We start from the raw sequence: 26,877 nt of genomic DNA, 5'->3' as shown, positions 1-26,877 counted from the left end.
CCGCCATCCCCACCCACTGCGCCCCCTGACCCGGAAACACCCACACCGGACGGGAGTCGGTGACCCGGGCGGCGGACAGCGTGAGGGAACCCGGTTCCTCACCACGGGCCATGGCTTCGAAGGCGGTGCACGCGGCCTTCCGGTCCCCGACCACGGTCGCGCTGTACTCGAACCGGGTGCGTGTGGTCGCCAGGGAGTAGGCCAGGTCGGCCGGGGCGAGGTCCGGCCGGGACTCCAGGTGGTCCACCAGCGCCCGTGCCTGGGCGCGCAGCGCGGGCAGGCTCCTGCCGGACAGCTGCCACACCACCCGCTCGTCCCGCGCGAGCGGTCGCCGCTCGGGCGTCTCGGGCTCCGGCGCCTGCTCGAGGATGATGTGCGCGTTGGTGCCGGACACCCCGAACGACGACACTCCGGCACGTCGCGGCCCGCCGGTCTCCGGCCAGTCGGTGGTGTGCGCCAGCGGGGTGACCGCGCCCGACGCCCAGTCGATACGCGAGGACGGCGCCGAGAAGTGGAGCAGACCGGGCAGCACTCCCGTCCGCAGCGCCGCCACCATCTTGATCACGCCGCCGACCCCGGCCGCCGCCTGGGAGTGGCCGATGTTCGACTTCAACGAGCCCAGCAGCAGGGGCCGTTCGCGATCCTGACCGTAGGTGGCCAGCAGCGCCCCGGCCTCGATCGGATCGCCCAGCCTCGTGCCGGTGCCGTGTGCCTCCACGGCGTCCACGTCGGAGGGGGCGAGCCCGGCGTTCTCCAGCGCGCTCCAGATGACCTGCTGCTGTGCGGTGCCGTTCGGCGCGCTCAGACCGTTGGAGGCGCCGTCGGAGTTCATGGCGGAGCCGCGGATCACGGCCAGCACCTCGTGGCCGTCGCGCCGGGCGTCGGACAGCCGTTGCAGGGCGAGCATTCCCGCCCCCTCCGACCATGCCGTGCCGTCCGCGTCGTCGGAGAACGACTTGCACCGGCCGTCCGGGGCGAGGCCGCCCTGTTTGGTGAACTCCAGGAAGGGCGAGAGCGTGGTCATCACGACCACGCCTCCGGCCAGCGCCAGCGAGCACTCCCGGGCACGGAGCGCACGCACCGCCGAGTGGAGCGCGACAAGGGACGCCGAGCATGCCGTGTCCACCGTCAGGGAGGGGCCTTCCAGCCCGAGCGTGTACGAGATCCGGCCCGACATGACGCTGGCGGCGCTGCCGGTGCCGACGTAGCCCTCGACCTGGTCGGCGGTGTCCCGCAGCAGTTCCGGGTAGTCCTGGGCACAGGTGCCCACGAACACGCCGGTGTCACTGCCCCGCAGGGAGTCCGGTGCGATGCCCGCGCGCTCGACCGACTCCCACGCGGTCTCCAGCAGCAGCCGCTGCTGGGGGTCCATGGCGACCGCCTCCCGGGGGCTGATCCCGAAGAACTCGGCGTCGAACCGGTCGATGTCCCGCAGGAAGCCACTGGCCTCGGTGGCCACGCGGTCCCGCACCGAGGCCAGGTCCCAGCCGCGGTCGGTGGGGAACTCGGTGATCGCGTCCACTTCGGACACGGCGAGCTCCCACAGCTGCTCGGGGGTGCGTACACCGCCCGGGTAGCGGCAGGCCATGCCGACGATGGCGATCGGCTCGGTGGCCATGGCCTCGTAGCGGCGCAGTGACCGGCGGGTGCGCTTGAGGTCGGCGGTGACCCGGTTCAAGTAGTCACGGAGCTTCTGCTCACTCATCGGACACCCAACTCCTCGTCAATCACATCGGACGGCGCGGCGTCGAAGGCGGGCGCCCGGGTAGCGCGGCCACGGGCGCCCGGCCCGTCGCACAGGGACACGTTCACAGCTCGAATTCCTCGTCGATCAGCCGGAACAGCTCCTCGTCGGGGACGCCGTCCACCTCGTCCAGCTCGCCGGGGTCGTCGTCGAGCCGGCTGCTGAGGCTCCGCAGCCGGGCGGCGAGCCGGGAGCGCGCCGCACGGTCGGCGCGTACGGCGGGCAGGGCCGACTCCACGTCGTCGAGCCCGCGGAACACGGCGTCGATCCGCTGCCGGTCGTCGGGCAGGACGACGGTGTCCAGGTACTCCGCCAGCGCCGCCGCGCTGGGATGGTCGAAGGTGATGGCGGTGGGCAGTTCGGTGCCGGCTCGCCTGGCCAGCACGTTCCGCAGCCGGACCGCGGCCAGGGAGTCCATGCCCAGCTCGGCGAACGACACGGTGGGCTCCACCTCGGCGACCGTGCGGTGGCCCAGCACCGTCGCGACGTCCTGGCGGACGACCGACAGCAGCAGACCGGCCCGCTCGGCCCGGGTCAGGGGGGCCAGCCGTTCGGCGAGAAGGGGCTCCGGGACCTCATACGGCTCGATGTCGGCTGGCTCCGGGACGTCCGTGGTGTGCTCCGTCGCCACGGCTTCGACGGGCCCCCCGGCCACGTCCGCCACGGCTTCGACGGGACCCCCGGCCACGTCGCGCTCCGGCCAGTAGCGCTCGCGCTGGAAGGCGTAGGTCGGCAGATCGACGCGTCCGCCTCCGCGGCCGTCCAGGACCGAGGACCACGCGACGGTGACACCTCGCACGGAGAGTTCGGCGAGCGCTCCGGTCAGCGCGGACACCTCGTCGCGGTGACGGCGCAGCGCGGACACGACGACCGTCGAGCCCGGGTCGGAGACGCTGTCCTCCGCCATCCCGGCGGCGACGCTGTCGGGTCCGAGCTCCAGGATCGCGGTGACGCCGTCGGCCTCGGCCGAGCGCACCCCGTCGGCGAAACGGACGCAGCCGCGCACCTGCCGCACCCAGTACTCCGGGGAGCACAGCTCCTCGTCGCTCGCGACCTTGCCGGTCAGGTTGGACACCACGGGAACGGCCGGCGCCCGGTAGCGGATGCCCTCGGCGACGGTGCGGAACTCGTCCAGCATGCCGTCCAGGTGAGCGGAGTGGAACGCGTGGCTGACCCGCAGCCGGCTCGTTCTGCGTCCGGCCGAGCGCCAGTGCTCGCGGACACGGTCGACTTCGGCGGCGTCCCCGGTGATCACCACGGCGGACGGCCCGTTGACGGCGGCGAGTTCGACGCCGGGGCCGAGGCCGGACACGATCTCCTCCTCGGATGCCTCGATCGCGGCCATCGCCCCGACCGCGGGCCGTCCCTGGATGAGCCGGCCCCGCGCGGCGACCAGCGCGCAGGCGTCGGGCAGCGACAGGACTCCGGCGACGTGTGCCGCGGTGAGTTCGCCGATCGAGTGGCCCAGGAGCAGATCGGGGGTGACTCCCCAGTGCTCCACCAGCCGGAACAGGGCCGTTTCCATTGCGAACAGGGCCGGTTGGGTGTACTCGGTGCGGTCGAGGACCTCGGCGTCGGCGTCGAGGACCACATGGCGCAACGGCAGTGCGAGGTGGCGGTCGAACTCGGCACACACCGCGTCGAACGCGGCCGCGTACGGCGGGAAAGCGCGGTACAACTCCCGTCCCATACCGGGCCGCTGGCTGCCCTGTCCGGAGAACACCATGGCGAGCCGCTGTGGCCGGGCCCGGCCGGCGCCGCCGGTGAGCTCGCCGTCGGCGAGGTGGGCCAGTTCGGCCAGCAGCTCTTCGCGGCTGTCGCCGACCAGCACCGCACGGTGCCCCATCAGCGACCGGCCGGTCGCCAGTGACCAGGCGACATCGACCGGGTCGTGGTCCGGGCGGTCCGTCAGCCAGGAGTGCAGGCGGGCGGCCTGGGCCCGCAGTGCTGCCGCGCCACGGGCGGAGAGCACCCACGGCACCACGCGGGTGGACACCGTGGGAGGCGCCGGTGGGGGCGCGGTCCCGGCCGGGGCCTGTTCGAGGATGACATGGGCGTTGGTGCCGCTGATCCCGAACGAGGAGACTCCGGCCCGGCGGGGCCGGTCGGCCGACGGCCACGGCGTCGGCTCGGTCACCAGGGACACCGCGCCCGCCGACCAGTCCACATGCGGAGTGACCTCATCGACGTGCAGCGTCCTGGGGACGACACCGTGCCGCATGGCCAGCACCGCCTTGATCACCCCGGCGGCGCCCGCGGCGGCCTGGGTGTGGCCCAGGTTGGACTTCACCGAGCCCAGCAGCAGGGGGCGTTCGCGGTCCTGGCCGTAGGTGGCCAGCAGCGCCCCGGCCTCGATCGGATCGCCGAGCGCCGTACCGGTGCCGTGCGCCTCGACCATGTCGACCTCGGAGGGGGCCAGCCGGGCGTCGGCGAGGGCCTGCCGGATGACGCGCTGCTGTGCGGTCCCGTTCGGCGCGGTCAGCCCGTTGGAGGCGCCGTCCTGGTTGACGGCCGTCCCCCGGACCACGGCCAGCACCTGGTGGCCGTTCTTCCTGGCGTCGGAGAGGCGTTCCAGCAGCAGCAGGCCGACTCCCTCGGACCAGCCGGTGCCGTCCGCCGCCGCGGCGAACGCCTTGCAGCGCCCGTCGGGGGCCAGTCCGCGCTGCCGGGAGAACTCGACGAAGGCGTTCGGAGTGGACATCACGGTGACGCCGCCCGCCACCGCGAGCGTGCACTCCCCGGCGCGCAGCGCCTTGGCCGCCGCGTCCAGGGCGACCAGCGCGGAGGAGCACGCCGTGTCCATGGTGACCGCGGGCCCCTCGAGGCCCAGGGTGTAGGACAGCCGCCCGGACAGCACGCTCGCCGCGGTTCCGGTGAGCAGGTAGCCCTCGGCGTCCAGGGCCCCGGGGGCGATCCCCGTGCCGTAGTCCTGGCCGTTGGTGCCCATGAACACCCCGCAGCGGCTGCCGCGCTGGGCCTCCGGGTCGAGTCCCGCCCGTTCGAACAGCTCCCACGCGGATTCCAGGACGAGCCGCTGCTGCGGGTCCATGCCCAGCGCCTCGCGCGGGGAGATGCCGAAGAACGCCGCGTCGAAGCGGTCGGCGTCGGGCAGGAAGCCGCCGGTGCGGGCGTAGCTGGTGCCCACCCGGTCCGGGTCGTCGTCGTACAGGCGGTCCAGGTCCCAGCCCCGGTTCCCGGGGAAGGGCGACACCACATCACGGGCCTCGTCGAGGAGCCGCCACAGGTCTTCGGGGGAGGACACGCCGCCGGGGAAACGGCAGGCCATCGACACGATCGCGATCGGGTCGCCGGTGGCGGCCACGGCCGTCGGCGCTTCCGCCGACGCGGCTGCCACGTCCAGCAGTTCGGCCAGCAGATAGTCGGCCAGCGCCGCCGGGCTGGGGTGGTCGAAGACCACGGTGGTGGGCAGTCGCAGCCCCGTGCGCGCACCGAGGCGATTGCGCAGCTCGACGGCGCCCAGCGAGTCGAACCCCAGGTCACGGAAGGGGCGGGTCAGGTCAGGAGAGCCGGACTCGGTGTGCCCGAGGACGGTGAGCACCTCGTCACGGACCACGTCGAGCAGCAGCCGCGGCCGCTCCGACTCGGGGCGTTCCCGCAGCCGTTCCGCCAACGCGGAGGGCCGCTGGGCCGAGGTGCCGGAGGCCCGGCGCGCCGGGGCCCTGACCAGTCCGCGCAGCAGGGCGGGCAGGGTACCGGCGCCTGCCTGTGCGCGCAGTGCCGAGAGGTTCAGGCGCACCGGTGCCGTCACCGGGTGGCCGGCGCGGAGCGCGGCGTCGAAGAGGGCCAGCCCGTGGTCCGTGGTCAGCGGGTCGATTCCCGCGCGGGCGAGTCGTGCGAGGTCCCCTTCGGCGAGATGTCCGGTCACACCGCCGCGCTCGGCCCACAGGCCCCACGCCATCGACACGCCCGGAAGGCCCTGTGCGCGCCGGGTCTGCGCGAGTGCGTCGAGGAAGGCGTTGGCCGCGGCGTAGGCGCCCTGCCCGGCGTTGCCCACGAGGCCGGAGTACGAGGAGAACAGCGCGAAGACCTTCAGGTCCGCACCCGTGGCGAGCTCGTGGAGGTTGACCGCGGCCCGCACCTTCGGGCGGTACACCCGTGCCACCTGGTCGTCCGTCATCGAGGTGATGACGGCGTCGTCGACGATTCCGGCCGCATGGACGACGGCCGTCAGCGGCCGGTCGGCGGGTATGGACGCGAGCAGTGCGGCGAGTGCGCCGCGGTCGGCGGCGTCACAGGCCGCGATGGTGACCTCGGCCCCCATGGACTCCAGCTCGGCGCGCAGCCCGGCGGCGCCCTCGGCGGCCGCACCACGACGGCCGGTCAGCAGCAGGTGCCGTACCCCGTGTTCGGCGACGAGGTGGCGTGCGGCGAGGGATCCCAGCGCACCGGTTCCGCCCGTGATCAGCGCGGTCCCGGTGAGGGTCGGCGGGGTGCCGTCCACGGCGGGCGCGGCGACGAGCCGTGGTACGCGGGCCCTCCCCTCGCTGAGGACGATCTGCGGCTCGTTCGAGGCGAGCGCGCCCGGCAGTGCGCGCAGCGACGCTTCGGTGCCGTCGAGGTCGACGAGGACGAACTGGTCCGGGTGTTCGGTCTGGGCGGTGCGTACCAGCCCCCACACCACGGCCTGGGCGGTGTCCCGGAGTTCGGTGCTGCCGTACACGGCCCGGCGGGTGAGGAAGACCAGGCGCGCGCCGGCGGGGTGTTCCTCGGCGAGCCACGTCCGGAGGAGGTTCAGCGCCCGTGAGGTGGCCTCCTGCGCCCTTGCGGCGATGTCCTCTTCGTGGCCGGGCTCTTCGTGTCCGGGTCCGAAGGCGGCGAGCACCACGTCCGCCTGCCCGTCCGCCGTGGGCGGGAGCTCGATACCGGCGTGGACGGCGCGGAGCCCGTGCTCGTCCTCACCGTCCAGGGCCCAGCGGCCCGCTTCCGCCACGGGCAGCCGAGTGACCGTCCACGTAAGTCGGTGGAGCGGCGCGTGGTGCCGGGCCCGCGCGGTGTCCACCGCCGCGAGCGTCACGGACTCGACGGTGTACACGGGCTGACCGGCACCGTCCGTGATCCGCAGCGCGTAGGTGTGCTCGCCGAGCGGCAGCAGATGGACGCGGACCGATGCGGCACCGGCGGCGTGCAGACGTACTCCGTGCCACTGGACGGGGGTCTCGTCCTCGGCCGCCATCAGGCTCAGCGCCGCACCGACGAGTTCCGGGTGCAGACCGTACGGTTCCGCCTCGCTCCCCTGCCCCAGAGCGGCCTCCGCGAACAGCTCTCCCCCGGCGCGCCAGACCCGCTCCAGCAGGGGGGACGAGCCGTCCGGGAGGCTCACCGCTTCGGCGTCGGCCGGTGGCCACCGGGTGAGACCGGCCCCGGTGTCCGGGGGCGCGACGACGGCGCTCGCCGTCGCGTTGCGGGTCCACGGGGTCTCCTCGTCCGGCTGCGAGAACACGTCGATGGTGCCGTCGGCGCCCACGCGCACCTGCACCCGGAGCACCCCGGAGTCGGGCAACCGTGGCGGGGTCACCTGGCGCAGGGCGTCGACCCGGTCGAAGCCGGCCTCGGCCGCGGTGTGCACCACCAGTTCCAGCAGTGCGGCATCCACACCGGCGGGATCGGCCAGCCACGGATGCGCACCGGCGGACAGCACACCGGTGAACACGGTGTCACCCTGGTCCGCCAGGCGCACCGCGGCGCCCAGCAGCGGGTGGTCCACGGCCGTCATGCCCGCGGTCCGCACATCCGCCGCGCCGCCGCTCGGCAGCCAGTAAGGGCGGTGCTGGAAGGCGTACGTCGGCAGCTCGAGGTGTCCGTGTCCGGCCCCGGCGAACACCGTGGCCCAGTCGACCGCGACGCCGTGCGCGTGCAGGGCGGACAGCGAGCCGAGGAAGCAGTCGGACTCGTTGCGCTCCCGCCGGAGGGTGCCCTGGACCGCCGCCCCGGCACCGAGTTCGTCGACGGTCTCCTGGACGCCGACCAGCAGCACCGGGTGCGGGCTGCACTCCACGAAGGTGTCGAAGCCGGCGGCCAGCAGCGCCCGGGTGGCCGGTTCGAACTGGATGGGGCTGCGAAGGTTGCGGTACCAGTACTCCCCGGTGAGCTCGGCCGGGTCGATCCAGTCCCCGGTCACGGTGGACATGAACGCCGTGGACGTGGCGGTGGGCCGGACCGGGGCGAGCAGTTCCACCACCCGCTCCCGGATCGACTCGACGTGGGCGGAGTGGGACGGGTAGTCGATGGGCACCCGCCGCGACCAGACGCCCTCCTCCGACAGGGCGGACTCCAGCCGGGCGAGGGCGGGGAGATCGCCCGCGACCACGGTGGACGTGGGGCCGTTGAGCGCGGCCACGCTCACCCGCTCCAGGCCCTCCAGGCGGGACCGGACCTCGTCCAGGGGCAGGTTGACCGAGAGCATGCCGCCGCGGCCGGACAGGCCCTCGGCGATGGCCTTGCTGCGCAGCGCGACCGCGCGGGCGGCGTCCTCCAGGGACAGGGCGCCCGCGACGACCGCGGCGGCCATCTCGCCCTGTGAGTGGCCGATCACCGCGTCCGGCACCACCCCGACGGACTTCCACAGCGCTGCCAGCGAGACCATCACCGCGAACAGGACCGGCTGCAGGACCTCGGTCCGGTCGAACTCCCCGGAACGCACCACGTCGATGAGCGCGAAGTCCACGTGGGGGGCCAGTGCGCGCTCGCAGTCGGCCATGGCCCGGGCGAAGACCGGCGAGGTGCCCAGCAGGTCCACCGCCATCCCCGCCCATTGCGGGCCCTGCCCCGGGAAGACGAACACGATCTTGCGTGGGCCCGCCGTGGCGCGTGTGACGGTGGAGTCGGGCTCGTCGCGGGCCAGTGCGGCCAGCCCCGTGCGGAGCTCCCGCGCCGACCGGCCGAGCAGCACGGCACGGTGTTCGAACGCGGTCCTGGCGAGGGCGAGCGAGGCGCCGAACGCGGTGAGGTCCGCGTCGTCGGTCAACGCCGCCGACAGCCGGCCGGACTGCGCCCTCAGCGCCTCCGGGGTACGTCCGGACACCACCAGCGGCACGCTGGTCAGGGTCAGCGGCGCGGCGGCCGGCACGGGCTCCGCCGGTTCGGCCGCGGGCGCCTGTTCGATGATGGCGTGGGCGTTGGTGCCGCTGATGCCGAACGAGGACACCGCGGCGCGGCGCGGGCCACGGGTGTCCGGCCAGGGCGCGGGCTCGGTGAGCAGCCGGACCGCGCCGCTGTCCCAGTCCACCAGCGGTGTGGGCCGGTCGATGTGCAGCGTTCTCGGCAGCCGGTCGTGCTGGAGGGCCATCACCATCTTGATGACGCCACCGACCCCGGCCGCGGCCTGGGCGTGGCCGATGTTGGACTTCAGCGAGCCGAGCAGCAGGGGGTGCGCACGGTTCTGTCCGTAGGTGGCCAGCACGGCCTGGGCCTCGATGGGGTCGCCCAGCCTGGTGCCGGTGCCGTGTGCCTCGAGGGCGTGCACATCGGCCGGGGACAGGCCGGCGCCCGCCAGCGCGGCGCGGATCACCCGCTCCTGCGACGGGCCGTTGGGGGCGGTGAGGCCACTGCTCGCGCCGTCCTGGTTGACCGCTGTCGACCGGACCAGGGCCAGTACCCGGTGGCCGTGGCGACGCGCGTCCGACAGCCGCTCGAGCACCAGCACCCCGACCCCTTCGGACCAGCCCGTGCCGTCCGCCGCCTCGGCGAAGGACTTGCACCGGCCGTCCGGGGACAGCGCCCGCTGCCGGGAGAACTCCACGAAGGTGCCGGGCGTGGCCATGACGGTGACACCGGCGGCCAGCGCCAGCGAACACTCACCGGCGCGTAGTGACTGCGCTGCCAGGTGCATCGCCACCATCGACGAGGAGCACGCCGTGTCCACGGTGACCGCCGGCCCCTCGAGACCGAGGGTGTAGGCGACGCGACCGGACAGCACGCTGGCGGTGGTGCCGGTCAGCCGGTGCCCGTCGACCGCGCCCGCGGTGTGTTCCAACGGCGGTCCGTAGTCGTGGTACATCACTCCGGCGAAGATTCCGGTGCGGCTGCCGCGCAGTGTGGACGGGACGAGTCCGGCGCGTTCCAGCGCTTCCCAGGACGCCTCCAGCAGCAGCCGTTGCTGCGGATCCATGGCCAGTGCCTCACGCGGGCCGATGCCGAAGAAGTCGGCGTCGAAGCCGGCCGCGTCGTGCAGGAACCCGCCCCGGTCGCAGTAGGACGTTCCGGGGTGCGACGGGTCCGGGTCGAAGAGCTCGGTCAGCCGCCAGCCCCGGTCGACCGGGAACTCGGTGACGGCGTCGCCTCCCCGCTCGACCAGATCCCACAGGTCTTCGGGCGAACGGACGCCACCGGGGTAGCGGCAGCTCATTCCCACGATCGCCAGGGGCTCACTCGCGGCGGCGGTGAGCTCGTGGTTCTTCCTGCGCAACCGCTGGACCTCGCGGAGGCTGTCGCGCAACGCGTCGGTGACCGCGGCAGCGGATGATTCGCTCATCGGTGTCGTCTCCCGGCTCGCTCAGGATTCCAGGCTGCGACGGGCGAGCCTGACCAGGTCGTCCGCGTCCAGCTCGTCGAGGCCGTCCAGTTCGTCGAGGCCGCCCAACTCGTCGGCGGCGTCCGGCCCGTCGGGACCGGCCACTCCGTCGATGCCGTACGGGGGCGCGGCCTGGGCGGAGGTCTCGGCCACCAGCGTGAGAAGGGGGTCCAGCAGTCCCGCGGTGCGCAGACGGGCCACCGGCAGCGTGGCCAGGGCCCTGCGCAGCGCCTCCTCGTCCACCGGCTCCGGTGCGGCGGGCTGCATCTTCTGGGCGATCAGGGCGGCCAGCCGATGCGGAGTGGGGTGGTCGAAGACGACCGTGGGGGTCAGGGTGAGTCCTGTGACCCGGTTGAGCCGGTTGCGCAGGTCGACCGCGATCAGTGAGTCCACGCCCAGTTCCCGGAAGCCGCGGTCGAGGTCGATCGGCTCGTCGGGGCCCTGGCCGAGGCAGCCGGCCAGTTCCCGGCGCACCAGGTCGAGCGGTGAGGCCTCCGGCTCGGGAGGTGTCCTCGACACCACCGGAACCAGGCCACCTGGCAGTGGCCCCGGGTCGTCGGACACGGACCGCGGCCGGCCGGGCTTCCGGCCCACCGCCACCAGCAGCGGGGTGTCCCGTCGCAGCGCGGTGTCGAACAGCGCCAAGCCGTCCTCGGTGGACAGCGTCGGCATGCCGATGTCCGCCAGCCGGTCGAGGTCGGCACGGGACAGCTCGGCGGCCATGCCCGTGTGCTCCCACGGGGCCCATGCGAGCGAGGTGGCGGGCAGCCCGTGGGCCGCTCGGTGCTGGGCCAGGGCGTCCAGGAACGTATTGCCGGCGGCGTAGTTCGCCTGTCCGGCGGCACCGAGGACGCCGGACGCCGAGGAGAACAGCACGAACCCGTCGAGGGCGAGGTGCCGGGTCAGCTCATGGAGGTGCCAGGCCCCGTCCACCTTCGGACGCAGTACCGATGACAGCCGCTCGGTGGTCAGCCCGGAGATCACGGTGTCGTCCAGGGCTCCCGCCGCGTGCACCACCGCGGTGAGCGGATGCTCGGCCGGGATCGAGGCCAGCAGCGCGACCACCGCGTCGCGGTCGGTGACGTCGCAGGACCGCCAGCTGACCCCGGGGCCGAACTCCTCCGGGTCCACCGGCCGCCTGCCGGCCAGCACCAGGTGGCGCATGCCGTGCTCGGTGAGCAGCCGCCGGGCGACCAGCCGGCCGAGCCCTCCGGACGCGCCGGTGATCAGCACGGTCCCGTCGGGGTTCCATCCGCGGGAGGCGGCGGGCCCGGGGCCGCGCGTGAGCCGAGGCGCGAGGAGTGTTCCGGCGCGCACCGCCAGCTGTGGCTCGTCCGGCGGGAGCACGTCCAGGACGGCCCTCGCGGCTTCGACGTCGACGTCCAGGTCGAGCAGGACGAACCGGCCGGGATGTTCACGCTGCGCGGTCCGCACCAGACCCCACACCGGGGACTGCGCGAGGCCCGGAACCTCCTCCCCCTCCCGGGTGGCCACCGCCGACCGCGTCACCAGTACCAGCCGAGCCGAGGCGAACCGCTCGTCACCGATCCACGAGTGCACCAGCTCCAGCACACCGGCGGCCGCCGCGTGGGCGGCGCCGGGCAGTGTCGGGTCCTCCTCCGAGGGCACCGGCACCACCACGAGGTCCGGACGCTCCTCCGCGCACCGGGAGAGATCGCCGTTGTCCGGTACGGCGACGCGGTAGGCCATGGACGCCGGGGCGACCGGCGCCCAGTCGACCCTCAGGAACGGATCGCCGTGCGCCACGGGGCCGGCGGTGCGGACACTCAGCGCCTCGACGTCGGCGACCGCTCGCCCGGCGGTGTCGGTGATCCGCAGCGACACCGTGTCGTCACCGGTGCGTTTGATGTGGACCCGGACGGCGGCGGCGCCGGTGGCGTGGACGACCGTCCGCTGCCAGGAGAACGGCAGTTTCCCGCCGTCGAAGAGGCCGAGCGCACCGGCACCGTGCAGACACGCGTCGAGCAGTGCCGGGTGGAGGGCGAACTCGCCGGCCCGCCCCGCGAGGTCCGCGTCCAGTTCGACCTCGGTGATCACCTCGTCGTCGGCGTGCCGGACACGGCGTACGTTGCGGAACCGCGGACCGTACTCCAGCCCGCACCGGGCCAGGCCGCTGTAGAGGTCCCGGGTGGACAACTCGACGGCGGACACCGGCGGCCGGGGATCGAAGTCCGGCTGGGCGGCGGCCGACGCGGGGACGAGGGTGGCGGTCGCGTGCAGTGTCCACCCGGCGTCGCCGTCCGACGGCCTGGAGTGCACGCTCAGCGCACGGCGCCCGTCGGCGTCCTTCTCCCGCACCCCCACCCGGAGTTCGACGCTCTCGTGCGGCGGCAGGGCGAGTGGCGCCGGCATCAGCAGCTCCTCGACGGTGCGACAGCCCGTCACTGCACCGGCGTGCACGGCCATCTCGAGGAAGGCGGTGGCCGGGACGAGCACGGTGCCGCCCACGACGTGGTCGGCCAGCCATGGATGCGCCTGCGTGGACAGCACACCGGTGAACTCCACGGCGTCGCCGTCGGGTTGCGCGATCCGCGCGCCGAGCAGGGGGTGCCCGGCCGGGCGCAGCCCGACCGCGCCCGGCGAGGAACCGGTGCCGGGAGTCCGGTCCAGCCAGTAGCGCCTGCGCTGGAACGGATAGGTGGGCAACTGCGTACGGCGTGCCGGGGTGCCGTCGAACACGGCTGCCCAGTCGAGGGCGGCACCGTGTGCGTACAGCCTTGCCACCGCCTCGGTGAGCGTGGCCACCTCCGGGCGGTCGCGGCGCAACGCGGGCACGAACCGCGCGTCCCCGTCGACACACTCCGGCCCGAGCGTCGTCAGCACGGCATCCGGCCCGAGCTCCAGGAAGTCCCTGACGCCGTGGTCGTACAGCCACCGCACACCGTCGCCGAACCGCACGGCCGCGCGCACCTGCCGCACCCAGTACTCCGGGGAGCACAGCTCACCGTCGGCGGCCACCCGGCCGGTCACATTGGACACGATGGGGATCGCCGGTGCGTGGAAGGTCAGCTTCTCCGCGACCGCGCGGAAGTCGGCGAGCATGGGCTCCATGTGCGCGGAGTGGAAGGCGTGGCCGACCCGCAGCCTGCGGGTGCGGCGGCCGTGCCGCTCCCAGTGGCGCAGCTGCCCGGTGACGGCCCGCTCGCCCCCGGCGATCACCACGGCCCGCGGCCCGTTGACGGCGGCGATCTCCACGTGTCCGTCCGCCCCCGGCAGCCGGGCCAGCACCTCCTGCTCGGTCGCGGCGATCGCGGCCATACAGCCCGCGCCGGGAAGCGCCCGCATCAGCGTGCCGCGCGCGGCCACCAGCGTCACGGCGTCCGCCAGGCCGAGCACACCGGCCACATGCGCGGCGGCGAGCTCACCGATCGAGTGCCCGACGAGGTAGTCGGGCCGCAGTCCCCAGCTCTCGACCAGCCGGAACAGGGAGACCTCGATCGCGAACAGCGCCGCCTGGGTGTAATCGGTCCGGTCGAGCAGATCCGACCCGTCGAACACCACGCCCTTCAGCCCGGCGTCGAGGTGCTCGTCGAATCCGGCGCACACGCGCTCGAACGTCTCGGCGAACACCGGGTACCGCACGTGGAGTTCCGCCGCCATCCGGCCGCGCTGGCTTCCCTGGCCGGTGAAGAGGAAGGCGAGTGCACCGGGCGTCGCCGTGCACACGTCGTGGGCCTCCAGGGAGTCCAGCTCCGCGATGAGCGTGTCGCGGTCCCCGCCGACGACGACCGCGCGGTGCTGCCGGTGCTGCCGGGTGGTGGCCAGCGAGAAGGCGACGTCGTCCGGGGCGGCCCCGGACAGCGCCACGGCCAGCCGCCGTGCCTGGTCGACCACCGCCTGCCCGGTGTGCCCGGACAGCAGCAGGGGCATGGTGCTGCCGCTGTCCGGTGTCCGGTCGGGATCGGGCGCGGGGACGCCCTCGACGACGATGTGGGCGTTGGTCCCGGAGATGCCGAACGAGGAGACGGCGGCGCGGCGTGGGCGGCCGCGCGACGGCCACGGTGCGGCCTCGGTCAGCGGGCGCACCGTCCCCGCCGACCAGTCCACATGCGCGGTCGGGTCGGTGATGTGCAGGGTCTTCGGCGCGATGCCGTGCCGCATGGCCTGCACCATCTTGATGACCCCGGCGATCCCGGCGGCCGCCTGCGTATGGCCGATGTTCGACTTGAGCGAGCCGAGCAGGAGGGGGTGTTCCCGGTCCTGGCCGTAGGTGGCGAGAATGGCGTGCGCCTCGATCGGATCGCCCAGGACGGTGCCCGTGCCGTGCGCCTCGACCACGTCGACATCGTCCGGCGCCAGCCGGGCCCGGGCCATGGCCTGGCGGATGACCTCCTCCTGCGCCGGCCCGCTGGGCGCCGTGAGCCCGTTGGAGGCCCCGTCCTGGTTCACGGCGGTGCCGCGGATCAGCGCGATAACGTCGTGGCCGTTGCGCCGGGCGTCGGACAGGCGCTCCAGCACCAGCACACCCAGCCCTTCGGCCCAGCCGGTGCCGTCGGCCCCGGCGGAGAACGCCTTGCAGCGCCCGTCCGGTGAGAGACCGCCCTGGCGGCTGAACTCCACGAACATGCCCGGGGACGACATCACGGTCACCCCGCAGGCCAGGGCGAGCGAGCACTCCCCCTGCTGCAGCGACCGTACGGCGAGATGCACGGCCACCAGCGAGGACGAACACGCGGTGTCCACGGTGACGGCGGGCCCCCGCAGGCCGAGTGTGTAGGCCACGCGACCGGACAGCACGCTCGGGCTGGTGCCGGTGAGCAGGAAGCCTTCGGCACCGTGCGCGGTTTCGTGCAGACGCGGCCCGTAGTCCTGCGCCGTCGCGCCGACGAACACTCCGGTCCCGGTGGCGCGCAGGCTCTCGGGAACGATTCCGGCCCGTTCGAGCGCCTCCCACGTGCCCTCCAGCAGGAGGCGCTGCTGCGGGTCCATCGCCGTGGCCTCGCGCGGGGAGATGCCGAAGAAGGCCGCGTCGAACTGGTCGATGCCGTCGATGAATCCACCCTGCCGGGTGGCGGTGCTGCCGGGGGCGATCTCCCAGCCTCGGTCGGTGGGGAACCCGCTGATGGCGTCGCGTTCCCGCACCACCAGGTCCCACAGGTCCTCGGGCGAGGTCACCGAGCCCGGCAGCCGGCAGCTCATGGCGACGACGGCGATGGGGTCGTCCGTCGCCGTCGGGATGGCGGCGACCGCCGTCCGGGCGGCCCGGGGGCGCTCACCGCTCAACCGGTCGGCGAGGTGTTCGGCCAGCGCCGCGGGGGTCGGATGGTCGTACAGCACGGCGGACGAGAGCGGTACGCCGGTCGCCGCGACGAGCCTGTTGCGCAGCTCGACGGAGGTCAGCGAGTCGAAGCCCAGGTCACGGAATGTCTCCGTCACGGCCAGCGACCGCGGATCGTCCCGGTCGAGCAGAACGGCCCCGTGCTCGCGCACCAGGTGCAACGCGGCGTCACGTCGCTGCTCCGCGGTCTGCCGCGACACCCGCGGCGCCCCCGCGGCGGACTCGTGAGCCGGCTCGCCGGTCGGCTCGTCAGTCGACTCATCGGTCGGCTCGCCGGGCCAGTACCTGCTGCGCTGGAACGCGTAGGTGGGCAGATCCACCGGCCGGCCGCCCGGGAAGGCGGGCCGGAAGTCCACCTCCATTCCCCGCACATGGGCCTCGGCGACCGACCGCAGAAAGCGCCCGATGCCGCCGTCGTCACGGCGCAGCGAACCCACGACGACGGCCTCGGACCCGACGCTCTCCTGGACCGGCATGACCAGGGCCGGGTGCGGGCTGCACTCGATGAACCCGGTGAAGCCCTCGGCTTCCAGCGCCCGGACACCGGCTTCGAACCGCACGGTCTCCCGCAGGTTGCGGTACCAGTAGCCGGCGTCGAGTTCGATGCCGTCGGCCCAGCCCCCGGTGACGGTGGAGAGCATCGGGACCACGGAGCGGGTGGGGCGGACGGCGGCCAGCTCATCGAGAAGTGCCGACCGGATGTCCGCCACGTGCGGGGAGTGCGAGGCGTACGCGATCGGCACCGTGCGCACCCACACTCCCCGGGCCGACAGGGACTCCAGAAGTTCCCGCACCGGCTCGGTGTCGCCGGACACCACGACCGAACGTGGGCCGTTGACCGCACCGATCGTGACACCCCGCGGCAGCAACGGCTCGACCTCGGCCGCGGGCAGGGCGATCAGGCCCATGCGGCCACGGTCCTTGATCGCCTCGACAACCCTGCTGCGCGACACCACGACACGTGCGGCGTCCTCGAGGCTGAGCGCTCCGGCGACGACAGCGGCGGCGATCTCGCCCTGCGAATGCCCGATCACCGCGTCCGGCCGCACTCCGTGGGAGCGCCACAGTTCGGCCAGCGACACCATGACCGCGAAGGTGGCCGGCTGCACGACATCGTCACCGGTCATCGGTTCGCGCAGGACGTCGAACAGATCCCAGTCGACGAACGGGGACAGCGCCCGTGCGCATGCGCGCATCCGCGCGGCGAACACCGCCGACTCCTCCAGCAGTGCCAGTCCCATACCGGACCACTGGGAGCCCTGACCGGGAAACACGAAGACGGTCCGCCCCGGTTCCCGCGCCGTTCCGAGCGCGGGTCCCGGCCGCTGCTCCCGGAGTGCCACCAGCTCCTCCCGGTCGAAGACCACGGCGCGGTGTTCGAGGGGCGTGCGCGTGGTGGCCAGCGAGTATCCGACGTCGGCGGGCGACGGATCGTGGCGGTCCAGGTGGTCGAGGAGGCGTTCCGCCTGACCGCGCAGCGCCTGTCGGCTGCGGGCGGACAGGACCCACGGCGTCACCACGGGGGATTCGGCGGGCGGCGGCGGCTCGACGGAGGGCGGCTCGGCGAGCACGACGTGGCAGTTGGTGCCCCCGATGCCGAAGGAGCTGACCCCCGCCAGCAGCGTCCGGTCCTCGTCCGGCCATGCGGTGGTCTCGGTCTGTACCCGCAGGTTCAGCTCGGACAGCGGGATCGCGGGGTTGGGCCGGGCGAAGTTCAGGCTCGCGGGCAGCCGGCGGTGGGTGAGGGCCAGTACCACCTTGAGCAGCCCGGCGATTCCGGCCGCGCCTTCGAGGTGACCGATGTTGGTCTTCACCGAGCCGACCCGTAAGGGCGTGCCCTCCGGCCGTCCGGAGCCGAGTGCCGCTCCCAGCGCGGCCGCCTCGGCCGGGTCACCGGCCCTGGTCCCGGTGCCGTGCAGCTCGACGTACTGCACCGCATCGGGTGCGACACCCGCGGCCCGGTAGGCGGCGCGCAGCACATCGGTCTGTATCGCGGGATCCGGTGTGGTCAGATTCGCCTGACCGGCGCCGTCGTTGTTGACGGCGCTGCCGAGGATCACGCCGTGCACGCGGTTCCCGTCCAGCAGCGCGTCGGCGAGCGGCCGGAGCACGATCATGACGCCGCCCTCGCCGCGCACATAGCCGTTCGCCCGTTCGTCGAAGGTGTAGCAGCGGCCGTCCGGGGAGAGGACGCCGAGCGCGTCGACCGCCCGCGCGGAGGCCGGGGCGAGGTTGAGGTTGACCCCGCCGACGAAGGCGTGGTCGACCTCACCGCGGCGGATGCTGTCACAGGCCAGGTGCACCGCCACGAGGGAGGAGGACTGCCCCGAGTCGACGGTGATGCTCGGGCCGCCCAGCCGCAGCAGGTGCGACACCCGGTTGGCGATCATGGAGCGGTGGGTGCCCGTCAGGGTGTAGCGGTCCTCCGCCGTGCGGCGGGCGCGGGTGAGGGCGGACCAGTCGTCGGACGAGACCCCCAGATACACACCCGAGCGGCTGTCGCGAAGGGGGTCCGCCACGAACCGTGCGGACTCCATCGCCTCCCAGGCCAGTTCGAGCGCGAGCCGCTGCTGTGGATCCATCGCGGCCGCCTCGGCCGCGGTGACTCCGGCGAACTCGGCGTCGAAATGGCCCACTTCGGAGAGGAAGCCGCCTGACTCGACGGCTTCTTCGGCGCTCCAGCGCCCGTGCGCGGTCCCGTCGACCGCATCCCGCCCGGCATGGAGCAGCCGCCAGAATTCCTCCGGGTTCCGGCCACCGGGGAGACGGCAGGCGATACCTGTGATCGCGATCGGCACCGACGCATGAGCGCCCGTGGAGGGCACGACGGACCCGGCCAACCTTTCCTCCCCGCGAGATCAGGACAAGCGGCGAGAGGATGTCGTCCGGAAAATGCTTCCCATGCGAGCGGAATGCCGCTGGGCGAAACCAGATCCATCGCCGAGTCAGTGGCAGCGACAGGTTTTCGCTGCCTTGACCCGAGACGCTAATCAGTTCACTGATCGCCCGGAAGGCAACTGGCATCGATCATGGCCATCCGCGCCAGGGATACCGGACGTATCATACAAACAGCCCACATCCGCGCACATGGAGCGCGGGGTCACAACCGTGCCGCCATCTCCTGGATACGCTCGCGCAGCCAGCGGTGCGCCGGATCCGCGGTGTGCCTGGGGTCCCAGTACATCGCTTCCGTCAGCTCCCCCACCGGCTCCAGGGGCACCGCCCGCAGGCCCATCGCATGCCCCAGCCGCTCGAAGAGCCGCCGGGGAATCACCGCGACCATCCGGGTGCCGGACACAAGGCAGGCAGCGCCGACGAAGGTGTCGCTCATCGCCACTGTCCGGCCGGACAGGCCGCCTTCGCCGAAGGTGACGCCCGACGACGGCGTGGCCTGCGAGCCGATCCCGATACCGGGCAGGTCGGCCAGTTCCTCCCGGCTCAGGCTCGGGCCCACGTCGGGATGGTCACCGTCGACGACGGCGACCAGCTCGTCCGGGGGCAGATCGCCGCGGGAGAACGACGTCAGCTCGTCGGCCAGCACGTTCGGCGGCCAGATCAGCAGGTCGGACTGGCCACGGCGTAATCGGTCGAACATGCCGGTGTGCACTCCGGTGACGCTGACCCGCACATCAGGGGCCACCTCGCTGAGCTCGCTGAGCAACGGACGCAGCATCACTATGGTCACGTAGTCATCGGCGATCAGGTTGAAGGTTCGGGCGCTGGTGGCCGGATCGAACTCCTCCGTACGGTCCAGGACCCCGTACATCCCGCCCAGGAGCTCCTTGACCGGGTTGACCAGCGACTCCGCGAGCGGGCTGAGGACCATCGCCCGCCCGGCCCTGACCAGCAGCGGATCGTTGAAGTGCCGCCGCAGCTTCGCGAGTGCCGTGCTCATCGCGGGCTGGCTGACGGATATCCGCTCGGCGGCCCTGGTGACACTCCGTTCCGAAAGGAGCGCGCTCAGCGGGATCAGAAGGTTCAGGTCAATCTTGGTGGGCCGATCCGCCACGACGGGCGGCAGGCTCCGCTCGGCCGAGGACGCCGGCCGGCTCCCCCTCCGCCCATGGGCGGCCATCCGCCGGAAGAAGTCGCCGAGATTCCGTACGTGGTGCGGAACGGTCCCCTCATCGGTGATTTCCTCCAGCTCCTCGACCATGGCCGCCGCACGCTCACGCATGGTCTTCTCGTACCCGGCGATCGCCGCCGTGAGGTCGTCACCGGCCCCGATGACGGCTCGGGCAAGGTCGGCGGCATCCCGCATGGCGAGATTGACGCCCCAGCAGAACGACACCATGCCGTGGGCGGCGTCACCCAGCAGAGTGCGGCCCGGTGTGGTCGGCCAACTGGTGCCGGCGGGAAGGCCGTAGAGGCGTCGGGGCACCATCGTGTCATCGCAGTGGCGGACGAGGTCCGTCAGTTGCGGGGCCCAGTCGGTGAAGTGCTCCAGGATCGCGGCGCGGGCCCGCTCGGGCCGGTCGTAGGGGATGCCGTTCGTGGTCAGCCAGTCCTCGGGAACGCGGAAGGCGATGTGGATGCGCAGGCGGCCATCGGCGGCGCGCTGCGCCATCAGGCCCTTGTCCTCCTGGAGCGCGAACATGGTGCCGCGGCCCACGAGCGCGGCCAGCGCCGGCTGGGTGCGGTGGGCCTCGGGGACACCGATCTCGATGCAGCTGATCCCGGCGTACACGGGCTCGGCATCGGTGAACGTCGGACGGACACGGGACCAGATGCCGTCCGCTCCGATGAGCAGGTCGCAGGTCTCCACCGCACCGCCCTCGAAGTGGAGTTCGTGGCGGCCGCCCTCCAGGGCGGTGACGGTTCCGAGGGTGTGGCCCCAGCGAACGCTGTCGGGGGGCAGGCCGTCGAGGAGCATGTCGCGCAGGGCGCGGCGATCGATCTCCGGCCGGCCCGTGTCCCCTTCGGGGGTGACGTCCTGGGGTTGGACCGTGGCGTCCTTGCCGAGGATCTTCACATCCAGACCCCTGGGGCGGGCCCGGGCCCAGAAGTCGTTCTCCAGCCCCGCCTCGCGCAGTGCGTGCAGGCCGAGCTCGGGGTGCAGGTCGAGGGCGCCGCCCTGACCGCAGGCGGCGTCGGCGGACTCGCGCTCGTACACGACCGCGTCGATGCCGTTGGCCTGAAGAATGCGCGCGAGGGTGAGGCCGCCTGGGCCACCGCCGACGATGGCGATACGGGGGGTGGTGTTCATGACCGAGGAGTCCTTCTCAGACAGCTGGGGGTGTGCGGCAGGATATGCGGAACCCTTCATCCACCGCTGGCACAGCACACCTCATGCATCGAGTCAGCCGAGGCTGACGAGCGTCTTTCCAGCCGTTCGGCCGGCGATCATCTCCGTCAGCGCATGCGGAGCCGACTGCAGACCCGCGAAAACCGTCTCGCGATAATCCAGCTCGCCGCTGCGAAGCCACTCGGTCATCCGGCGCCGCATCTGCCCCATGAGATGCAGGTTGCTGCTCCCGCGAAACCCACGAAGGGTCAGGTCCTTGGACACCGCGAGGAACAGGTTCCGCGGCCCGGCCGAGCCGGACTCGTACTCCGAGATCGAGCCACACATCGCTACGCGCCCACCCCTCCTCAGCTGCGACAGGGCGGCCTCGAGGTGGGTCCCCCCGACGGAGTCGAAATAGACGTCGATTCCGTCGGGCGCGATGTCGCCCAGCCTCGCCTCGATGTTCCCCGCCCGGTAGTTGAAGGCGTCGGCGCCCAAGCGGTCGCGCAGCCAGTCGACCTTGTCGTCGGTGCCCGCGCTGGCGACTACCCGGTTGCCCGTGAGCCGTGCGATCTGCACGGCCAAGCTGCCCACCGCCCCCGCAGCCGCCGAGACCCAGACCGTTTCCCCACCTCGTAGCGCGTCAACGACGTACAGACCGGCGTAGGCCGTCAAACCCATACCGCCCAGGGGGCCGAGATACCACTGCGGCTCGCATTCATCGACGTCCAGGCGTGTCAGGGTGCCGAGTCCGCCGAGCTGCTCGGCACCCGCGTCCACGACGGCGTACTCGCGCCAGCCCTGGGCGTGCCACACCACGTCGCCCGGGGCGAAGCCCTCGGCCCGGGACTCCACCACCTCCCCCACTGTCATGATGCCGTCCATGGCGCGGCCGAGAGCGAAGGCGGTGAAATAGCCGGAGGGCGCGTCGGGACGTAGCCGCAGCCGAAGGCCGGGGTCCACCGATGTCCACGTGTTGCGTACGAGCACCTGCCCCGGCCCGGGCCGGTCCACAGCGACCTCGACCACCTCGAAGTCGTCCGGGCTGACGCTGCCGGCCGGGTACGTCCTGACCCGGATCTCCCGTCCGGTCCGCATCATGCCGGTACCACCGTGACGGGCGTCATGAGACGTAGTCCGGTTCGTTCAAGCGCATAGGTCGAGCCATATTGAACCAATATCAGTTTGGTTGGATCGGGCGCAATGGTTGAGCGCGTCCGTGCGGCATACGGTGTCGTACCGCGGTGGCGATTCTGACGGCGGCCTCCCGCCCCTCGGCGATCGCGTGCGCCACACGTCGCGGAACCACGGCGTCGCCAACCGTCAGTACCAGGGGGACGGCGTAGTCCAGGGCGCCGCGCGGACGGCGCTCCCCCACCACGACGACCCGGTCCGCGGGCACGGTGGTGGCCCCTCCGGAGGTGCGGTGAGCGACGGTGACGCCGTCGGGGCTGATGCCGGTCGCCGTGCACAGCGGCAGGATCTCAAGTTCGCAGGTGCCCGACAGACGTTCCAGCAACTGGACGCGGCTCTCGGGCGGGATCGCCCCGGCGAAGGCCGTTCCCGGCGTGACGAAGGTGATGCGGGGAACTCCTGCGGCAACGGCCAGTTCTGCGACATCGCACCCCGGCCACCAGCCGAACCCGTCGTCGGCCACGACCACATGCGCGGCACCGGCCAGCGACGGAACTCCCCGCGCCAGCGCGACCGACGAGGCCATGGCACCGGCTTCCAGCAGCGGCGATGTCTCCACCGCGCCCGTGGCCAGCACCACGGCGTCGAATCCTTCGAGTTCGGCGCCCGGCTCCGCGGTCTGCCCCAGACGTACCTCGACACTCGCGGCGGACAGCCCCCGTTCGTAGAAGCCGAGCAGCGCGGCCCAACCGGCGCGATGGGGCGCCAGGGCTGCCGTGGCGAGCTGTCCGCCCAGCCGGTCGGCGGCCTCGTAGAGGACGACGTCCGCCACCCCGGCGTGGGCGAGACTCAGCGCGCACTCCAGGCCCGCGGGTCCCGCCCCCACGACGGCGACGCGCTCTCCGGTGACGCGTGCCGGATCCCACGCGCGCACCAGCGGTGCGGCGGGCCGACGCGGTTCGCCGGGCGGCGCGAGGTCCGGGTTGACCACGCACAGCAGCACTGGGTCGAACGTCCGGCAGTCCTCGTTGCAGGCCACGCAGGGCCGGACCTCCGCCGCACGGCCGGTGAGCACCTTGCGCGGCAGGTCCGGGTCGGCGATGAGCGCGCGCGCCATCCCCACCAGGTCGGCTCCGGCCGCCAGGGCGTCGCCGATCGAGGCCGCGGTACGGAAGGCATGGGACGCCACGAGCGGCCGGGTGACAAGTGGCCGCAGACGGGCCAGATCGTCCAGCACCGGCGGTTTTTCGGTGGCCATGTCACGGACGTACGTGGTCCGCACCCCGACGGTGACGTTGACATAGTCGACCAGCGGATCGACGGCGGGCAGCAGCTCGGCCAGCTCGTCCGGCCTCAGCGCCACGTCCTCCGAGGCGTCGACGCTGAAACGGATGCCCAGCAACGCGTCCGCCGACAGCCCGCGAATCGCGGCGATCACCCGCGCCAGTACCTCGAGCCCGTCATCGCGTGGGTTCGTGCGCGGCGAGAGGAACTGCTCCAGCAGATAGCCGTGCGCGGCATGCAATTCGATGCCGTCGAACCCCGCCTCCAAGGCGTGGGCGGACGATACCCGGAACGCCTCCACCACCTCGTCGATCTCGCCGCCGAGCAGGGCACGCGGCGCCGTCGGCTCACGGGGAGAGCGCACGGCCGAGGGAGCGACCGGGGCGTAGTACGACTGCGCGCCGAGCGTCTCCCGGCCGAGGTGAACAAGCTGGCAGACGGCGACAGCGCCTTCGGCGTGCATGGCGTCCACCCGCTCCCGCAGCGGCTCGACCGCCTCCGGACGGTGGAGCTGAAGGATGTTCCCCTGCCGCGGCGCGGACTCCGGTGCCACCGTCGTACCGCCGCAGACCAGCAGCGCCGCGCCACCGGCCGCCAGACGGCCCCAGTACTCGGCGTCGCCGCCAACCGGCAGCCCGTCCCGTATGAAACCGCTGGCATGGGCGGTGGCGACCAGCCGGTTCCGCAGCGTCGACGAACCGATGACCAGCGGCGCGGCGGCCAAGGGAAGAGGTGAGGCGGCCATGGGCCCTCCGGCATCGGTCATGATCGTGACTACGCTGGGGTGACGGCGCTCTCGCCCGCGATGGGACCGGCCAGGCGCCCGCGGATGAGGTCCGACAGCCGTTCCGCGGCAGCGATGGTCGGCAGGTTCGTGTTGGCCCGCGGCACTTCCGGGAACACGGAGGCGTCGGCGACCCAGAGTCCGTCGACGCCGATGACGCGGCCGGACGGATCGACCACCGCACGAGGGTCGTCGGGCGCGCCCATGCGGCAGGTTCCGCAGATGTGGCCGGTGTCGCCGATGGTCTCCATCAGCCAGCGGTCGACCGTCGCGTCGTCGGACAGCGCGTCGAGGCCCCGGCCGGCGATGTCGATGGCGATGTGTTCGAAGGCGGTGTCGAACGGTCCGCTGCGCAGCAACTCCACGCAGTGTTTGACGCCGTCACGCATCCGGACGAGGTCCGCGGGGTGGCTCAGCAGATCCTGGTCCATCACCGGATGCACATCGGGGTCCGCGGAGGCCAGGCGCAGCACGCCGCGCGAGAACTGCTGGTTCGCCCAGAGACAGAGCAGGCCGGGACCGCCCGCGGTGTGGCCGCCGCCTGCGCCGCCCCAGGTTCCGCCGGTGCCTTCCGCGACGAGATGCGAGTCGCCGGGGTCCGGCAGGGCGAGCGTCTGGTTGATCGAGGCGATCATCATGTCGTTCTCACCCGCTCCCTCCAGTCCGGAGGAGTAGCGCAGACAGCAGTTGGTCTGCCGGGCATCGACATCGGGATGCCTCCCGGGCCGGGCGTACAGCCAGAACAGCGCCAGAGGATGTTCCTGCATCCCCTCACCGACCGGGAGCGCCGCCACCGGGCCGTCCGGCCCGATACCGGACCGCAGCAGGATCGCCGGAGAGTGCACCGCTCCGGCGCAGAGGACAACGTGCTGGGCACGGACTTCCGTCCAGTCGTTCCCCCGGCGCAGCCGCACCCCAACGGCCCTGCCGCCCTCGACGAGCACCGTGTCCACCGTCGCGCAGCCGAACACTCGCAGGTTGGGGCGCTGTCGGGCCGGCTCGAGGTAACCGTCGTTGGTCGTGACCCGCGCACCGTCGCGGGAGCTGATGGCGTACGGCGAGACGCCGGTCCCCGCCGGCCCGTTGTGGTCGTCACACCAGGCATGGCCATGTCCCAGCGCGGCCTCGGCGAGCGCGTGGTCGGCAGGGCCCCAGTCCTCGCGGCCGAGCCGCTGCACCGGTATGGGTCCGTGATCGCCGTGGTGAGGGCGGTCACCGAAGTCCGCGTCGCTCTCCATGCGTCGCAGGTACGTCAGCATGTCCGCGTACGACCAGCCGGGACAGCCGTACGCCGCCCACCGGTCGTAGTCGTCCGGCATGGCCCGCAAGGCGATCATGCCGTTGACCGACGACGATCCGCCGAGACCCCGTCCGCGCACATGCGGCCGCGGCGCCTGGGCGCGGCTGCGCCGTGACGTAAGACCCGGCCACTGGAACTCCGCGCAGGCCGTCCCGTCCAACGCCCGCCAGCCGTTCATACTGCGCAACTGCGGTGGAGCGTCGGCGGACCGCCAGTCGCGCCCCGCCTCCAGCAGCACGACCTCGCTGGCCGGATCCTCGCTCAGACGCGCCGCCAGCACGCTCCCGGCACTGCCACCACCGACGACCGCCCAGTCGGCCTCCACTGTCGGCGTCATGGTGCCCCCACCTCCATCCACACGCTGGACATCGTCACCTCGTCGAGCGAAGGATCCGTCAACTGGGTGGACATGCGCGGCTCCCCTTGGTGCGACGCTGCGCGTGGTCGGTCGGGTCGGACAGCCGTAAGGGTCGTCGTCCCACGGCGACCCGGGCGCCGGATCGCCCACCCAAGACAGAGATTGAACTAACTTCAATTCTGCGGAGAGCGTACTGCCCCGAACGGAAGAGCGGCAAGGCTCGTGACGGACATTGACATGCCGCGTGTGACCACCACGCGCCCCGCGCGGAAAACGTGTCGGCCGCGCAAGCCGACTGACCACCGACAGCGACCACGGTGGACCTTCGCCGTCGTCGTCCCCTCCATCAGCGGCCACGCGGAAAGAGCTCAGCGTTTCGAGTTCGGCACCGTTCCGGGGCTGAGGGCATGACGCCCCTTCACGCGGCAGGCCAGTGTGATACGGCCCGGTGGCGGCGGTGCGGCTCACCGATGGCAGTGCCGTCGGCGATGTCGAAGGCGGCGAACAGGCTGGTGTTCACTCAGCCGTGAACGGCGTTGAGGACGGCGGCCAGCTTTCCTGGAGCGCTGATCATTGCCATGTGGCCAGCGTCGAGATCGATGACCTCCGCCCGGAGCAGCGCGATGGATCGCTGCTGGAATTCCTCGACGTAACACTGGTCCCGGGTGAGGTGCACATACGTCCGCGGGATGTCCCGTCGGTAGCCTCTCAGGTTCACGGGCTCGCTCAGCAGAGCGGCCGAATCGTCGGCCAGTCGGCTCAGAGCTGACGCGGCGGTCGCCTCGTCCATGTCGTTGCACAGCATCGCGACAGCACCCACGCGGGCCTGGTGGTAGACCCCAGCGGTGATGGACTGCTCGACCAGGTCACGCACGCCGGGATCAATCTGGTCGAGTACCCGGGCCCCGTCGGGAGGCACGACGGCCGACACGAGGACGACCTGCCGGATTCGTTCGGGTATGCGGTCGAGGACGAGCGGCACGGTGACTCCCGCGAAGGAGTGGCCGACCAGCACCACGTCCCGCAAGTCCTTCGCCTCGACGTCCTCGCGGACGGCGTCGGCGCAGTCCGCGAGGGTGACCGTGCCGAGTGCGACGTCAGCCCTCGTCCCGCGCCCCGGAAGGTCGACTGCCAGCACTTCGGCGCTCAAGTAAGGAATCAACTCGTCCCAGCAGTCCGCGCCGAAACCGGCACCGTGAATGAGAACGAAAGACATA

General features: G+C 72.5%; 8 protein-coding genes. All 8 read right to left on the bottom strand.

Features of this window, described 5'->3' with window-relative positions:
• A partial coding sequence (locus IEJ02_RS42495) for a type I polyketide synthase (protein WP_191069667.1) occupies positions 1 to 1,705 on the bottom strand: 1,705 nt, incomplete at its 3' end.
• 103 nt (positions 1,706 to 1,808) lie between these two features.
• Positions 1,809 to 10,235 carry a type I polyketide synthase gene (locus IEJ02_RS49435; RefSeq protein ID WP_223865365.1) on the bottom strand — a complete coding sequence of 2,809 codons (8,427 nt, stop codon included), beginning with the start codon at positions 10,233 to 10,235 and terminating at the stop codon, positions 1,809 to 1,811.
• A gap of 21 nt (positions 10,236 to 10,256) precedes the next feature.
• Positions 10,257 to 18,413 carry a type I polyketide synthase gene (locus tag IEJ02_RS42470; protein ID WP_191069666.1) on the bottom strand — a complete coding sequence of 2,719 codons (8,157 nt, stop codon included), beginning with the start codon at positions 18,411 to 18,413 and terminating at the stop codon, positions 10,257 to 10,259.
• 260 nt (positions 18,414 to 18,673) lie between these two features.
• Positions 18,674 to 20,779, bottom strand: coding sequence for a LysR substrate-binding domain-containing protein (locus IEJ02_RS42465; RefSeq protein WP_191069665.1), 2,106 nt, complete (start codon positions 20,777 to 20,779; stop codon positions 18,674 to 18,676).
• A gap of 93 nt (positions 20,780 to 20,872) precedes the next feature.
• Complete coding sequence (locus IEJ02_RS42460) at positions 20,873 to 21,901, bottom strand: NADP-dependent oxidoreductase (protein ID WP_191069664.1); 1,029 nt, start codon at positions 21,899 to 21,901, stop codon at positions 20,873 to 20,875.
• 79 nt (positions 21,902 to 21,980) lie between these two features.
• Entirely contained in the window at positions 21,981 to 23,984 is a 2,004-nt protein-coding gene (locus tag IEJ02_RS42455; protein ID WP_223865364.1) for an oxidoreductase, read from the bottom strand.
• Between the two features lie 8 nt (positions 23,985 to 23,992).
• Positions 23,993 to 25,639: a GMC family oxidoreductase gene (locus IEJ02_RS42450; protein ID WP_191069663.1), complete on the bottom strand. Its 1,647-nt coding sequence runs from the start codon at positions 25,637 to 25,639 to the stop codon at positions 23,993 to 23,995.
• A gap of 541 nt (positions 25,640 to 26,180) precedes the next feature.
• Complete coding sequence (locus tag IEJ02_RS42445; protein ID WP_191069662.1) at positions 26,181 to 26,876, bottom strand: alpha/beta fold hydrolase; 696 nt, start codon at positions 26,874 to 26,876, stop codon at positions 26,181 to 26,183.
• Position 26,877 lies beyond the last annotated feature (1 nt).

Origin of the sequence: Streptomyces sp. 5-10 (assembly GCF_014712245.1) — a bacterium.
Classification (GTDB): domain Bacteria; phylum Actinomycetota; class Actinomycetes; order Streptomycetales; family Streptomycetaceae; genus Streptomyces; species Streptomyces violaceusniger.
The sequence above is the reverse complement of the archived record's forward strand: the minus strand, read 5'-3'. Positions and strand labels throughout refer to the sequence as shown.

Bases quoted from the DNA above. Each gene is read 5' to 3' on its own strand.
- IEJ02_RS49435 (WP_223865365.1), bottom strand. From the start codon at position 10,235: ATGAGCGAATCATCCGCTGCCGCGGTCACCGACGCGTTGCGCGACAGC.
- IEJ02_RS42465 (WP_191069665.1), bottom strand. From the start codon at position 20,779: ATGAACACCACCCCCCGTATCGCCATCGTCGGCGGTGGCCCAGGCGGC.
- IEJ02_RS42460 (WP_191069664.1), bottom strand. From the start codon at position 21,901: ATGATGCGGACCGGACGGGAGATCCGGGTCAGGACGTACCCGGCCGGC.
- IEJ02_RS42455 (WP_223865364.1), bottom strand. From the start codon at position 23,984: ATGACCGATGCCGGAGGGCCCATGGCCGCCTCACCTCTTCCCTTGGCC.
- IEJ02_RS42450 (WP_191069663.1), bottom strand. From the start codon at position 25,639: ATGACGCCGACAGTGGAGGCCGACTGGGCGGTCGTCGGTGGTGGCAGT.
- IEJ02_RS42445 (WP_191069662.1), bottom strand. From the start codon at position 26,876: ATGTCTTTCGTTCTCATTCACGGTGCCGGTTTCGGCGCGGACTGCTGG.